Raw genomic sequence first — 13,965 nt, 5'->3', positions numbered from 1 at the left:
TCGTCTTCCCATGGTCGATATGCCCGATCGTCCCCACGTTTACGTGCGGCTTCGTCCTTTCAAACTTCTTCTTCGACATCTCCTATCCTCCTTGATAGTCCCTCCGAGTGCGCCATCGCTTCACGGGGACACGCAATCCGTTTCCTTCGGGGCTTCTTCCCTGGGGCAATTACCAGCGGTAATGAGCGAATGCCTTGTTGGCTTCGGCCATCTTATGGGTATCTTCCCTCTTCTTTACAGCTGATCCTCGTTGGTTTGCGGCATCCAGCAACTCACCCGCGAGTTTCGCAGCCATCGTTTTTTCGCCTCTTCCCTCCGCAAAAGAGATCAGCCATCGTATGCTTAGCGCCTGCCGTCTTGCAGGCCGCACCTCTGTCGGGACCTGGTAGGTCGATCCGCCGACGCGTCGGGATTTGACTTCTACAATGGGCTTGACGTTCTCGACCGCTTTTTGGAAGACGCCCAGCGGATCCTCTTTCGTCTTGGATTCTATAATGTCAAATGCATCATAGAGAATGGTGCGGGCCGTACTTTTTTTTCCCTGCTTCATCAGATTGTTGATGAACTTCGCCGCAAGGACGCTTTTATGCCGCGGATCCGGAGTAATCTCCCGCTTAGCGGCTATTCTCTTCCTCGACATGATGGAAACTCCGCAATTCCTGTGTTGGTTGGTTCCGCTTATGCCTCAACCACGCCTTAGAGTCCCTTCGGCCTCTTGGCGCCATATTTGGACCTGCCCTGTCGCCTGTCGCCGACACCCGTCGTATCCATGGTGCCTCGAATGATGTGATAACGCACACCAGGAAGATCCTTCACGCGCCCTCCGCGGATCAGCACAACCGAGTGCTCCTGCAGATTATGCCCCATGCCGGGTATGTAGGAGGTAACCTCGATCCCATTGGTCAATCGCACCCTCGCCACCTTTCGAAGAGCGGAGTTGGGCTTTTTGGGTGTCGAGGTATAAACCCGGACACACACCCCTCTCTTCTGGGGTGCACCCTGCAGAGCCGGTGTCTTTGTTTTCTTTTTCGGCGGTCGACGGCCTTTTCGGACGAGCTGGTTTATCGTCGGCATAGCATCTCCTCAACGCGCTGTCTAACGTAGACTAAGGGACCCCGTCGGCAATGGGGTCCCTGAATAATTAAAAGACTATACATATTACTAAAATTTTTCTTTGTCAAGCGGTTTTAATCCATGCCGCCAAAAATCGTCACTCCACGCTCAGATCAATATCGCGGTAGGTCTGGACGCCGGTCCCTGCGGGTATCAGCCGCCCCATGATGACGTTTTCTTTGAGGCCTTTGAGATAGTCCACCTTCCCGGCAACGCTCGCATCGGAAAGGACCTTGGTCGTTTCCTGAAAAGAGGCAGCCGATATGAAACTTTCCGTGCTCAGCGATGCCTTGGTGATTCCCAGCAGCAGCGGTTCAGCACTGGCAGGTGCGCCGCCCCGGGCCACGATGGCTCTGTTTTCTTCTTCGAACCGCCACTTTTCGATGTGCTCCCCCAACAGGAACTGTGAATCCCCGACATCGGTCACACTGACCTGCCGAAGCATTTGACGCACGATCACCTCGATGTGCTTGTCGTTGATCTTGACGCCTTGCAGGCGGTAGACCTCCTGGACCTCATCTACGAGATACTTGGCGAGTTCCTTTACGCCCCGGATTCTCAGGATGTCATGAGGATTGACCGAACCGTCCATCAAGGGCTCGCCTGCCCTGACATAGTCTCCCTCGAGCACGCTGACGTGCTTGCCCCGCCCAATGAAGTAATCCACGGGTTCGCCGATCTCCGGCGTAATCGTCATCTTCCGCTTGCCCTTGGTATATTTCCCAAAGGAGACCACGCCGTCGATTTCGCTGATGATCGCGGTTTCCTTGGGTTTCCGTACCTCAAAGAGTTCAGCGACACGCGGAAGACCACCGGTGATGTCCTTCGTCTTCGTCGTTTCACGGGGGATCTTCGCCAAGACCGCTCCAGCCCCCACCTCGTCGCCCTCGTTCACCATAATGATAGCGCCGACAGGCAGATGATACCGCGCCTGCGCCTTGCTGCTCCCAGGCAGGTTCGCTGTTTTTCCGCCGGCATCTTTGATCGATATCCGGGGGCGGATATCCACCTCGCGGGACTCCACGATGACGCGGCTGATCTTGCCTGTCACCTTGTCCCGTTTCTCCTGCATCGTTTTGCCTTCGAGGATATCACCGAATTTCACCCCGCCGCCGACCTCGGTCATAATCGGAATGGTAAAGGGGTCCCATTCGGCCAACACCTGATCCGGCTTGATGGGCATGCCATCCCGGACGCGCAGGGTAGCGCCGTAGATGATCGGATAGCGCTCGACCTCACGGCCGCCTTTTCCAAGAATGGCGATCTCCCCGTCGCGGTTCATCACCACCAGGTTCCCTTCGGAGTTTTCCACCGTCTTCAATTTGACGAATTTGACGTGGCCCTCGTTCCGGGGCTGGATCGTCGTCTGCTCCACCCGTTTGCTTGCCGTGCCACCGATATGGAAGGTACGCATCGTCAGCTGGGTACCGGGCTCGCCGATGGACTGCGCGGCGATGATGCCCACCGCCTCGCCGATATTGACCGCCCGGCCATGCGCCAGATCGCGGCCGTAGCACTTTCGGCAAATCCCCCGCCGGCATTCGCATGTCAAGGCAGAGCGGATCTTGACCCTTTCCAGACCAGCACCCTCGATCGCCTCGACCTTGGCCTCGTCGATCTCTTCGTTGGCCTTCACCAGCAGCTCGCCCGTAATGGGATCAAACACGTCCTGCAGTGCGACTCGCCCCAGCACACGATCGCCGACCCGCTGAAGGACCTCACCGGCCTCAACCAGCGCATCGACCCAGATCCCGTCCATCGTGCCGCAATCCTCTTCCGTGATGATCGCGTCCTGCGCGACATCCACCAGCCGCCTGGTCAGGTAACCGGAATTCGCTGTCTTCAACGCGGTATCCGCCAGGCCCTTGCGGGCCCCGTGGGTCGAGATGAAGTACTGCAGCACCGTCAGGCCTTCCCGGAAGTTGGAGGTGATCGGCGTCTCGATGATCTCGCCCGAAGGCTTCGCCATGAGCCCGCGCATCCCGGCCAACTGGCGCATCTGGTCCTTGCTGCCACGCGCACCCGACTCCGACATCATGAAGATGGGGTTGAAACTGGTGTCTCGGAGCTTTTCCCCGTTCGGCCCGCTCACCTCCTCGGTAGCCATTTCCCTCATCATCTCTGAGGCCACCATTTCGGTCGACTGCGCCCAGATATCGACCACCTTGTTATATTTCTCACCGTTGGTGATCAAACCGCTCGTGTACTGTTCCTCGATCTTTTTTACTTCCGTTTCGGCCTTGTGGATAATTTCGTTCTTACGCTCCGGAATCACCATATCGTTCATCGAAATGGAGATGCCTGACAGGCTTGCATACTTGTATCCGATATCCTTCAACCTGTCGGCGAGAATCACCGTCGATTTGATCCCGACGCGCCGATAGGCCTCATTGATCAGGCCACGGAGTTCCTTCTTCGACATCACCCGGTTGATCAGGCTGAATGGCAGCTCTGGAGGAAGAATGTCCGAGAGGATGATCCTCCCGGTGGTCGTTTCCTTGAGCCCGCCGTTCATCCGCACCTTGATGCTTGCGTGAAGATCGAGTTCTCCTGCATCGTATGCGATCCTGACCTCTTTGGGGCTCGCAAAAGTTTTCCCGCTTCCTTTGGCGAAAGCACGCTCACGGGTCATGTAGTAGATGCCAAGGACGATATCCTGGCTCGGAACGATGATCGGGTCACCGTGGGCGGGCGAAAGGATGTTGTTGGTCGACATCATGAGAACCCGCGCCTCGATCTGCGCTTCGATCGACAAAGGCACGTGAACGGCCATCTGGTCTCCGTCAAAGTCCGCGTTGAAGGCCGTGCAGACAAGCGGGTGCAGTTGGATCGCCTTCCCCTCGATCAACGTAGGTTCGAAGGCTTGTATCCCGAGACGATGCAGTGTCGGGGCCCGGTTCAGCAGCACGCAGTATTCCCGCACCACCTCGTCCAGTGCATCCCACACTTCAGGGGTCTCGCGTTCCACCATCTTCTTTGCACTCTTAATGGTGGTCACGAGCCCTTTTTCATCCAATTTATTGTAAATGAAAGGCTTGAAAAGCTCGAGGGCCATCTTCTTCGGCAGGCCGCACTGGTGCAGCCTCAGATCGGGTCCGACAACGATCACCGAACGACCCGAATAGTCCACCCGTTTACCAAGCAGATTCTGACGAAAACGCCCTTGTTTACCCTTCAGCATGTCGCTCAATGACTTGAAAGGCCGTTTGTTGGCGCCCGTCACCACCTTGCCACGCCGCCCGTTGTCGAAAAGGACGTCTACAGCCTCCTGGAGCATCCGTTTCTCGTTACGCACGATGATGTCCGGCGCGCTCAATTCCAGAAGACGTTTGAGGCGGTTGTTCCGGTTGATCACCCGCCGGTAGAGGTCATTCAGATCGGAGGTGGCGAACCGTCCGCCGTCAAGAGGGACCAGAGGCCTCAGATCAGGAGGCAGAACGGGAACGACATCGAGTATGGTCCATTCCGGACGGTTTTTCGACTCCCGGAAAGCGTCGACGATCTTGAGCCTTTTGGCCAATTTACGTCGTTTCGCATCCGACTTCGTCCCCATCATCTCCTCTCGGAGCGATTCAGAGAGGACGTCGAGATCCAGCTCCTTCAGCATGGTCTGAATCGCTTCGGCGCCAATGCCGGCCACGAAACGATCCCCGAAATCCTCCCTCGCCTGCTGCAGTTGCTCGTCGGTCAGGAGGGTCCCCTTGATGAGAGGGGTGTCTTTCGGATCGATGACGATGTAGCTTTCGAAATAAAGCACGCGCTCAAGGTCCTTCAGGGTCAAGTCGACCAGGTTCCCGACCTTGGAAGGGAGGCATTTCAAGAACCAGATGTGCGCCACAGGCGCCGCCAGTTCAATATGGCCCATTCGCTCCCGGCGCACCTTCGACTGGATCACCTCGACGCCGCACTTCTCGCACACGATGCCCCGGTGCTTCATCCGTTTGTATTTGCCGCAGTTGCACTCGTAATCCTTGATCGGTCCGAATATCTTCGAGCAGAAAAGTCCATCCCTTTCCGGTTTGAACGTTCTGTAATTGATGGTCTCCGGCTTCTTGACTTCTCCGTGTGACCATTCCTTTATCTTTTCAGGCGAAGCCAGGGAAATCCGAACCGCGTTGAAGCTGGACGGATCCTTCGGCTTGGCGAAAAAACTATACAACTCTTCCAATGCTCAACTCCTTCGATACGCAAACGCGTTAGGCCCCTTTCAGACATCAAACCCCGCATCGCCTTCAGGGACCCGTCCGAACAACCGACGAAACAGCCGCTCAGGTCTGGCTGTCTTCGAAGAGCTGGATATCCAGCCCCAAACTCTGGAGTTCTTTCATGAGGACCTTGAAGGATTCGGGGATACCTGCCTCGAGCACGTTGTTCCCTTTTACGATCCGCTCGTACATGCGGGTTCGCCCGGCGACGTCATCGGACTTCACGGTCAGGAATTCCTGCAGCGAATAGGCAGCGCCGTAAGCCTCCATAGCCCACACCTCCATCTCGCCCAGGCGCTGTCCACCGAATTGAGCCTTACCACCGAGGGGCTGCTGTGTCACCAGGGAGTAAGGACCGATGGAACGCGCATGCAGTTTGTCATCCACGAGATGGTGCAGTTTCAGAATGTACATGATCCCAACCGTCACCCGCTGATCGAAGGGCTCACCCGAGCGTCCGTCGTAGAGGACAGCCTCACCCGTCACGGGCAGCCCAGCCTCTTCAAGGCACTGCCTGATCTCATCCTCTTCGGCGCCATCGAAAACGGGTGAGGCCATGGGAACGCCGTCCCTCAGCAGGCGCGCCTTCTCGAGTATTTCGTCATCATCCCTGGAGTCGAAATGCTCGCGGAAGCTGTCACCGGGGAATATCCGCTCCAGCTTGGGCCTCAGTTCATCCTTGTTGTGCAGCGAGTCGAGAAGCACCCCCACCTGCCTCCCGAGTTCTTTCGAAGCCCAGCCGAGATGCGTCTCAAGCACCTGGCCGGCGTTCATTCGGGAGGGGACGCCAAGTGGGTTCAAGATGATATCCACAGGCGTGCCATCGGCGAAGTAAGGCATATCCTCGACCGGCAGAATACGGGAAAGCACCCCCTTGTTTCCGTGCCGCCCGGCCATTTTATCCCCGACCGACAGTTTACGTTTCACCGCTATGTACACCTTGACCATCTTGATCACACCGGGCGCAAGTTCATCTCCGAGGCTCAACCGGTCGATTTTTTCCTGGAACACGTTCGTCGTACGATCGACCTTTTCGCTGTAACTTTCCACCACGCCTTCGATCCGCTCGATGACCTCCATTGGTATTTTCAAGTCCGCCGCGGCCCAGAGCTCGACGGGGACCGTATCGACCGTCTCTTCCTCAATGGTTTTGCCGGCTTTGACGAACGTCTCTCCCGTGCTGCGGTCGCGGAGATCCGTCTTCAGCTGTTTGCCGATCAGCAACTCCTTGAGCTTGTCGCGGGTGCTCCGCCCGATCAGGGCGATTTCATCATCCTGGTCCTTCCGCAGCCGCGCCTCCTCCTCCGCCTCGATAGCCAGGCTGCGCTCATCCTTGTCGACACCCCGCCGGGAAAAGACTTTCGCATCGATGACGATGCCTTCCACCCCCGGAGGTACCCGCAAAGAGGTATCCTTGACATCCCCCGCCTTATCTCCGAAGATCGCCCTCAGCAGTTTTTCCTCCGGCGAAAGCTGTGTTTCACCCTTCGGAGTAATCTTTCCGACCAGGATATCCCCGGCTTTGACCTCGGCGCCGACCTTGACAATGCCGCTTTCATCCAGGTTCTTGAGGGCCTCCTCACCGACATTGGGAATATCCCGGGTGATCTCCTCCTTGCCGAGCTTCGTATCCCTCGAAACGACTTCGAATTCCTCTATGTGGATGGAGGTATAAATATCCTCCTTCACCACGCGTTCGCTGATCAGGATGGAGTCCTCGAAGTTATACCCGCCCCATGACATGAACGCGACCATCACGTTCTGCCCCAAAGCCAGTTCCCCGAGCTCGGAAGCCGGGCCGTCGGCTATGATTTGGCCTTTTCTGACAAAATCACCTCTCGCGACGATCGGCTTCTGGTTGTAACAGCTGTTTTGGTTCGACTTCTTGAATTTGACCAGTTTGTAAATGTCCACCTCCGGCTCGGCGCCGCCCTTCCCTCCGTAGGACCGGACGACGATACGCGAAGCATCCACATCTTCTACAATGCCGTCCCGCCGCGCGATAACTGAGATACCCGAATCACGGGCGACAATACGCTCGAGACCCGTACCAACCAGCGGGGCCTTCGCGCGAAGCAGCGGGACCGCCTGACGCTGCATGTTCGATCCCATCAGAGCGCGGTTGGCATCGTCGTGCTCGAGGAAAGGAATCAACGAGGCCGACACGCTCACCAACTGGTCGGGCGACACGTCCATGTACCTCACCTCGGACACAGGCACCTTTGCCGCCTCACCCTCGATCCGGACGGCAGCCTCCTCCCGGATGAACCGCCCGTCTTCATCTAGCGGCGCATTGGCCTGTGCGATGGGGTCCTTCCCTTCGTCCAGGGCGGAAAGGTATTTCAGCTCCGCTTTGGCAACGCCGTTTTCAACGAACCGGTAAGGGGTCTCGATAAATCCGAAATCATTGACCCGTGCATAGGTGCTCAGAGATACAATCAGACCGATATTCGGACCTTCAGGCGTTTCGATGGGGCAGATCCGCCCGTAATGCGTCGGGTGCACGTCGCGGACCTCGAACCCAGCCCGCTCCCGCGTGAGGCCGCCGGGCCCGAGAGCGCTCAGGCGCCGTTTATGCGTCACCTCGGACAAGGGGTTGGTCTGGTCCATGAATTGCGAAAGCTGGCTTGTCCCGAAGAACTCCTTGACAATGGCCGAAACGGGTTTGGAGTTGATCAGATCATGGGGCATCAGGGTCTCCACCTCCTGGAGACTCATTTTTTCCTTGATGGCCCGTTCCATCCGGACCAGACCGATCCGGTACTGATTCTCCAGCAGTTCCCCGACAGCCCGCACCCGCCGGTTCCCAAGGTTGTCGATGTCATCGACCATCGCCTCCGCCGTCTTCAGATGGATCAACTCTTTGACCGTCATCATGATGTCTTCCCGCCTTAAAGTTCTCTGATCGAGCGGGACATCGAGGTCGAGCCTGTGGTTGAGCTTGAGCCGGCCCACCTTCGACAGGTCATAGGTATTGATATTGAAGAAGAGGTTGTTCAAAAAGTTGTTCGCCACCTCCTGGGTCGGCGGACTGCTCGGGCGCATCTTCCGGTAGATGTCCAGAACGGCTTCGTCCGGACTGTCGATGCGGTCGAGCAGCATGGTATCGCGGATCGTCGTGCTGACCCCCTGGGCATCGAGCACCAGACATTCGATCCGGGTGGCCCCCTTCTCGATCAAGGTTTCAACCACCTCATGGGTCAGGGTCTGGTTCCCTTCGATCAGAATCTCGCCGGTCTCCTGGTCCATCACATCCTGCGCCAGGACCCGCCCTATCACCTCATCGAGGTCGATCGGGATACGGTCGACGCCGGCCGTTTCCAGGATCCGATGCAGACGCTTGGTGTATTTATCCCCCTTCTTGGCGAGCACCTCACCGCTCTGAGGATCCACGATGTCTTTCGTGATCTTCTTCTGATAGAGATTTTCGATCCGCGCCTCCTGCCAGCAGAGCGTCCTACCGATCTCAATGGTCTCCTTGTCGTAGAACTGCTCGAGGATCTCCCTCGAGCTGTAGCCAAGGGCCTTCAAAAGAATGGTAACAGGGAACTTCCTCCTTCGATCGATCCTCACGTAGAGGAGATCCTTCGGATCGAACTCGAAGTCGAGCCAGGACCCTCGCAGCGGAATGATCCTCGCTGAATAGAGCAGTTTACCGCTCGAGTGGGTCTTGCCTTTGTCGTGGTCGAAGAAAACGCCTGGCGACCGATGGAGCTGACTGACGACAACCCGTTCCGTCCCGTTCACGATAAAGGTTCCCCGCTCCGTCATCATGGGCAGGGTTCCAAAGTAAATGTCCTGTTCTTTGATATCCCGGATGCTCTTCGTGCCATCCGTGCTATCCGTGTCGAAAACCACCAGTCTTACGGTGAGCTTGACAGGCGCCTCGAAATTCATGCCCTTGTTCATGCAATCGTCTTCGTCGTATTTCACCGGTTCGAAGGTGTATTTCACGAACTCGAGCGAGGCCGTCCCGGCAAAATCATGAATGGGAAATACACTCTCAAAGGCCCCCTGAAGGCCGATATCCTGCCGCTCCTCGGGCGGTACATCCTTCTGCAGAAAACGCTCGTAAGAGATCTTCTGCATCTCGATCAGGCTCGGAATCTCCATGACTTTCTTTATCTTCCCAAAATTCCTTCTTGGGCGGCTTCTGACACCATTTTTTCCCGGCATGGTATCTCCTCAATCTTTGATGTCTCCAAACGCGCCTCTTACCTTTATCCCAGTAAGTAAAGGCGCACAGGCTTAGAGGGGTCCTCTTCAAAAGGAACCATCCAAGCCACGACGGAGGTCATTTCTCGACTTATGGGGCCTTGAACGACTCCGTCCAAGCGCTGCTTGCCCCTCTCCTGAGGCCGGCCTTCGGCCGGCCCATGAAGAAACCCGAGAGGGAGTACTGCGTGGGGCACCTGCCCCGAACGTACGTTCGGCACGCGGGCAGGCACCCATACCGGCCCGCAGGGCCGTTTCCTTAAAAAAATTATTTGATTTCGACAGTCGCGCCGTTTTCTTCCAATTCCTTTTTGATATTTTCGGCTTCCTCTTTCGGAACTCCCTCTTTGACCGGACTCGGCGCCCCGTCCACCAGGGCCTTCGCCTCCTTCAGACCGAGTCCGGTAATGGCGCGCACCACCTTGATGACCTGGATCTTCTTGTCACCGACTGCGGAAAGGATAACGTCGAACTCAGTCTTTTCCGCCGCCTCTTCCTGGGCCTGGGCCACTGGGGCGGCTGCAGCCACGGCGACCGGAGCCGCTGCGCTCACACCGAATTTATCTTCAAGCTCCTTGACCAGCTCCGAAAGCTCCAAAACGGTCATATTTGCAATAAAATCAATTACATCCTGCTTTGTGATGTGGTCACTCATGATCTTTTCATATCCTCCGTATGGGGGAAGTCCGTCTTAAGCGGACTCTCCCTTCTGCTCCTCAATTGCTTTCAGTACATTCATAAATTGAACCATTACACCGTTCAATACTCTGACAAACCCCGCCGGCACGGCCTGCATAGCAGCCAGAACCTGAGAAAGGAGCACCTCGCGCGCAGGCAAATCCGCCAAACGCTTGATGCCTTCCTCATCCATGACTCTGCCTGAAATCTGGCCGCCCTTAATGCTGAACTGTTTAGCGGTCTTCCCGAATTCGACCAGTGCCTTTGCGCCTTTGACGACATCCTCATAAGACAGCACCACCGCAGACGGTCCTGTCATGTATTTCTCCATACACTCCGTTTCCGTATCACGGCTGGCCAACTTGAGGAGCCGGTTCTTGACGACCTGAACCTCGCCGCCGGCTTCCCTGAGTTCTTTTCTGAGCTTGCTCAAAGTCTCCACATTCAGACCCTGATAGTTTACCAGAAAAGACCCCTGAGCCTTCTTCAGGCGTTCCTGCAGTTCAGTGACAAACTCTTCCTTCTTCTGTTTATCCATTTTTCACCTCCTCTCCGTGGGGCATTCATTTGCCAAAGCCAGAGGTGCTGAAAGCGTCATCTCGAGCAGGACGTCTCGGTAGGCATCTTGTTTAAGCCTTTTCCGGCGAGCGGCCCGCAAGCCCCCGGCCGGTTTAGGCACCTACTGTCTTTGACATCTTCCAATCATCGTCAGAATATGGGATGCACCCGTTCTATTCGTCGCACCCCGGACCGAAGCGCGGAAACGTTCACGCTCCGGTTGTATCTGCACTCTATTGTGCCAAGCGAAGCTCATGAGCCGAAAGACAGCGGTCCCAATCCCAGCGCCAGCAGCCATCGACCAGAAGAAAATTCCGGCTTTTCCCCGGCCTCTTGTCTCCCATAGGAACTCCGCTCCCTGTCACGGCCCTGACCATCCTTTCGGGATAGGAGCTCATGTTTCTGGCTCAGCATACGTTATCGATATCGCACGAATGAAAAACCGCTCGCGTGTGCCGAACCTCAGGCGACAGGGTCAAACCGTTCGGTGGCTCTTCGAAAGGCATAGCAGGAGGCGGAAACAGAATCACTTAAACGCTGAAAGCCGACAAGACCACCTGGGACCAGAGGAAGCGCCCGCCCAGCTCTCATCGGCGTTTCATTCTGTCAACCCCTCGATGGGTCTTCTTACTGACTTGTCAGATCCTTCACATAAGCCGGATCGATCTTGAAACCGGGTCCCATCGTTGTCGCGACGGCAATGGTCTTTAAATAGGTGCCTTTGCTTGCCGAAGGTTTCAACCTCTGTATGGTTTCAAAAAACGCGGCCAGATTATCCAGAAGCTTTTCGACACCGAACGAGGCCTTTCCAACGGGTGCATGAACGATCCCGGCCTTCTCGACCTTGAAGTCAATTTTTCCGGCCTTGATCTCCTTTACGGCCTTACCGACGTCAAACGTCACCGTACCGAGCTTGGCATTCGGCATCATACCCCGAGGGCCCAGGATACGGCCGAGTTTGCCCACAGCTCCCATCATGTCCGGGGTCGCGATGGCCTTGTCGAATTCCAGCCACCCTTTTTGGATTTTCTCGACCAGTTCATCCGCGCCCGCTACATCAGCGCCAGCATCGAGAGCTTCCTTCTCCTTCTCACCCTTGGCAAAAACAGCGACCCGAACTTCCTTCCCGGTGCCGTGCGGAAGCACCACGGTTCCTCTCACCATCTGGTCGGCATGACGAGGGTCAACCCCTAACCTCACCGCCACGTCGACGGTCTCGTCAAATTTCGCGAAGCGGCCCTCAAGTGCCGTGCGCAAGGCTTCCTCAAAGGCATATTTTTTCTGCCGATCGACCTTCTGCAAACTGTCACGATATTTTTTGCCCATCTCTCAATCGTCCTCCCGGGCTAAGCCTCAGCCACGTTAATGCCCATGCTGCGCGCTGTGCCCTCTATGATTTTGGCGGCGGCTTCAATGTCATAGGCATTCAAATCTTCAAATTTGAGTCTGGCGATCTCTTCGATCTGTTGCCGCGTCACCGTGGCGATCTTGTCCTTGTTGGGAACAGCGGACCCTTTGGCGATCTTTGCAACCTGTTTCAGAAGGACGGAAGCCGGCGGCGTCTTCGTAATGAAGGAAAAGGAGCGGTCCGCGTATATGGTGATAACCACCGGAATGACGGTACCCATCTGATCCTGCGTGCGCGCGTTGAAGGCTTTGCAGAATTCAGCGATGTTCACGCCGTGCTGACCCAGGGCCGGGCCGATCGGAGGCGACGGGTTGGCCTGTCCACCCTTTACCTGAAGCTTCACTGAACCGATGATTTTTTTTGCCATCATGTACCTCTTTAAATCTTCTTGACCTGAATGAAATCCAATTCGACAGGCGTGGGCCGTCCGAATATCGTAATGAGTACGCGCAATTTCTCTTTGTCGGGCTTGACCTCTTCGACGATGCCCTGGAAATTGCTGAAAGGCCCGTCTACAACCCGTACATCATCTCCTTCCTCGAACCGAAAGCGAGGCTTGGGGCGACTCACCCCCTCTTCCATCTGGCGCAGGATCACCTCTGCCTCTGCATCCGGTATGGGGCTGGGCTTAATACCGCCCCCGACGAAACCCGTCACCTTAGCCGTGTCCATCACGGTGTGCCAGGTCTCGTCGCTGAGGATCATCTGGACGAGAATGTAGCCCGGGTAGAACTTTCTCGAAGAAGTCTTTTTTTGCCCTTTCTTCAATTCGACGACTTGTTCGGTCGGAACGAGGATCCGCCCGAACAGGTCCTCCTGCCCGAGCGTTTTGACCCGCTCTTCGAGGTTTCGCTTGACCTTGTTCTCAAACCCCGAGTAGGTATGTACGATATACCATTTCAATTCCACAAGGACACCCGACTTGGTATGGATTCAGCCACCGGAGCCCCGGCGACCAGGTCAAAGAACGCACCGGTGATCTGATTAGCTGACCACGGTGCAGGCAGATTCCCAGTCCCAAAGGTCGGCCGGATCGCGGAATTTTTAGCCTACAATTCCTTTGATGATCTTTATAAGACCGAAATCCACCAGACCCAGATACAAGGAAATGATCATCACCAGCACGATGACGACGCTCGTCGAGGCAATCAACTCCTTGCGAGTAGGCCACTTCACCTTCCTCAGTTCCATCTTGACCTCTCTAAGGAATTGACGGGCCCTGTGAATGTAGACGGTAATGGACCGCTCTTTTCGCGGGGTCTTGTCCGATGGCTTCTTGGCCCCTCCGCGGGCGACCGGCGTCTTGGCACCCGCTTTCCCGCCGTCCGTCTTTCCAATCTGCTCCTGGGTTTTCATCTGCCTCTCGATATGCTCAGCTGTTCCGGTTCATCCGCCCGTCAGACGTGGCAGGAAAAGGCCCAATAAAAAATGGCAGGCCAGGAGGGATTCGAACCCCCAACACCCGGATTTGGAGTCCGGTGCTCTAGCCGTTAGAGCTACTGGCCTGCAGGAACAAATACGCTATTTCGTTTCCTTGTGCACCGTATGGGTACGGCAGAACGCACAGTACTTCTTGAAAGCGAGTTTGTCCGGTGTCTTCCGCTTATTCTTGGTCGTGGTGTAATTTTTGTTCTTACACTGTTCACAGGCCAGGGTAATGATATCTCGCATGCCCCAAGTCTCTCCCTACTCGATAATTTCACTGATGACGCCGGCGCCGACCGTTCTGCCGCCCTCACGGATGGCGAACCGCAGTTCCTTCTCCATCGCAATCGGCGTGATCAGCTT

12 protein-coding genes, 1 tRNA gene and 1 pseudogene are annotated in these 13,965 nt (G+C 56.1%); all 14 read right to left on the bottom strand.

The genetic code is table 11. From position 1 onward, the window contains the following. Window positions 1-79, bottom strand: a pseudogene (locus H567_RS29680) (GTP-binding protein); the annotation flags it as partial. Between the two features lie 90 nt (window positions 80-169). After that, window positions 170-640, bottom strand: coding sequence for a 30S ribosomal protein S7 (gene rpsG, locus H567_RS0119980; protein ID WP_028322753.1), 471 nt, complete (start codon window positions 638-640; stop codon window positions 170-172). 56 nt (window positions 641-696) lie between these two features. Then, window positions 697-1,074: a 30S ribosomal protein S12 gene (rpsL, locus tag H567_RS0119975; RefSeq protein ID WP_028322752.1), complete on the bottom strand. Its 378-nt coding sequence runs from the start codon at window positions 1,072-1,074 to the stop codon at window positions 697-699. A gap of 136 nt (window positions 1,075-1,210) precedes the next feature. Then, on the bottom strand, window positions 1,211-5,281 hold the full coding sequence (gene rpoC / locus H567_RS0119970; RefSeq protein WP_028322751.1) for a DNA-directed RNA polymerase subunit beta': 4,071 nt from the start codon (window positions 5,279-5,281) through the stop codon (window positions 1,211-1,213). A 100-nt stretch (window positions 5,282-5,381) separates the two neighbouring features. Continuing rightward, a complete protein-coding gene (rpoB, locus tag H567_RS0119965; RefSeq protein WP_028322750.1) occupies window positions 5,382-9,494 on the bottom strand; it encodes a DNA-directed RNA polymerase subunit beta in 4,113 nt (1,370 codons plus the stop codon). Window positions 9,495-9,801: 307 nt separating this feature from the next. Next, entirely contained in the window at window positions 9,802-10,188 is a 387-nt protein-coding gene (rplL, locus tag H567_RS0119960; RefSeq protein WP_028322749.1) for a 50S ribosomal protein L7/L12, read from the bottom strand. A 36-nt stretch (window positions 10,189-10,224) separates the two neighbouring features. Then, window positions 10,225-10,749, bottom strand: coding sequence for a 50S ribosomal protein L10 (rplJ, locus tag H567_RS0119955; RefSeq protein WP_028322748.1), 525 nt, complete (start codon window positions 10,747-10,749; stop codon window positions 10,225-10,227). A gap of 647 nt (window positions 10,750-11,396) precedes the next feature. Next, the gene (gene rplA / locus H567_RS0119950; protein WP_028322747.1) at window positions 11,397-12,095 is read right to left on the bottom strand and encodes a 50S ribosomal protein L1; all 699 of its coding nucleotides are present in this window, start codon (window positions 12,093-12,095) and stop codon (window positions 11,397-11,399) included. Window positions 12,096-12,115: 20 nt separating this feature from the next. Then, entirely contained in the window at window positions 12,116-12,544 is a 429-nt protein-coding gene (gene rplK, locus H567_RS0119945) for a 50S ribosomal protein L11 (protein ID WP_028322746.1), read from the bottom strand. An 11-nt stretch (window positions 12,545-12,555) separates the two neighbouring features. Continuing rightward, window positions 12,556-13,086, bottom strand: coding sequence for a transcription termination/antitermination protein NusG (gene nusG / locus H567_RS0119940; protein ID WP_028322745.1), 531 nt, complete (start codon window positions 13,084-13,086; stop codon window positions 12,556-12,558). A 135-nt stretch (window positions 13,087-13,221) separates the two neighbouring features. Next, a complete protein-coding gene (secE, locus tag H567_RS27560) occupies window positions 13,222-13,533 on the bottom strand; it encodes a preprotein translocase subunit SecE (protein ID WP_051185155.1) in 312 nt (103 codons plus the stop codon). A gap of 73 nt (window positions 13,534-13,606) precedes the next feature. Further along, window positions 13,607-13,683 (bottom strand) — tRNA-Trp (locus H567_RS0119930). A 15-nt stretch (window positions 13,684-13,698) separates the two neighbouring features. Further along, a complete protein-coding gene (gene rpmG / locus H567_RS0119925) occupies window positions 13,699-13,848 on the bottom strand; it encodes a 50S ribosomal protein L33 (protein ID WP_028322743.1) in 150 nt (49 codons plus the stop codon). 15 nt (window positions 13,849-13,863) lie between these two features. Continuing rightward, window positions 13,864-13,965, bottom strand: a 102-nt coding sequence (locus tag H567_RS28105; RefSeq protein WP_153306282.1) for an EF-Tu C-terminal domain-related protein, incomplete at its 5' end; no start/stop codon positions are given.

Origin of the sequence: Desulfatiglans anilini DSM 4660 (assembly GCF_000422285.1) — a bacterium.
Classification (GTDB): Bacteria; Desulfobacterota; DSM-4660; order Desulfatiglandales; family Desulfatiglandaceae; genus Desulfatiglans; species Desulfatiglans anilini.
Note: the sequence above shows the minus strand (reverse complement) of the source record. Positions and strands in the feature narration are given on the sequence as shown.

What these genes read in the sequence shown, in the direction of transcription:
- secE (WP_051185155.1), bottom strand. Translation starts at nt 13,533, where the DNA reads ATGAAAACCCAGGAGCAGATTGGAAAGACGGACGGCGGGAAAGCGGGT.
- rpsG (WP_028322753.1), bottom strand. Translation starts at nt 640, where the DNA reads ATGTCGAGGAAGAGAATAGCCGCTAAGCGGGAGATTACTCCGGATCCG.
- rplK (WP_028322746.1), bottom strand. Translation starts at nt 12,544, where the DNA reads ATGGCAAAAAAAATCATCGGTTCAGTGAAGCTTCAGGTAAAGGGTGGA.
- rplL (WP_028322749.1), bottom strand. Translation starts at nt 10,188, where the DNA reads ATGAGTGACCACATCACAAAGCAGGATGTAATTGATTTTATTGCAAAT.
- rpsL (WP_028322752.1), bottom strand. Translation starts at nt 1,074, where the DNA reads ATGCCGACGATAAACCAGCTCGTCCGAAAAGGCCGTCGACCGCCGAAA.
- rpoB (WP_028322750.1), bottom strand. Translation starts at nt 9,494, where the DNA reads ATGCCGGGAAAAAATGGTGTCAGAAGCCGCCCAAGAAGGAATTTTGGG.
- rplA (WP_028322747.1), bottom strand. Translation starts at nt 12,095, where the DNA reads ATGGGCAAAAAATATCGTGACAGTTTGCAGAAGGTCGATCGGCAGAAA.
- rplJ (WP_028322748.1), bottom strand. Translation starts at nt 10,749, where the DNA reads ATGGATAAACAGAAGAAGGAAGAGTTTGTCACTGAACTGCAGGAACGC.
- rpmG (WP_028322743.1), bottom strand. Translation starts at nt 13,848, where the DNA reads ATGCGAGATATCATTACCCTGGCCTGTGAACAGTGTAAGAACAAAAAT.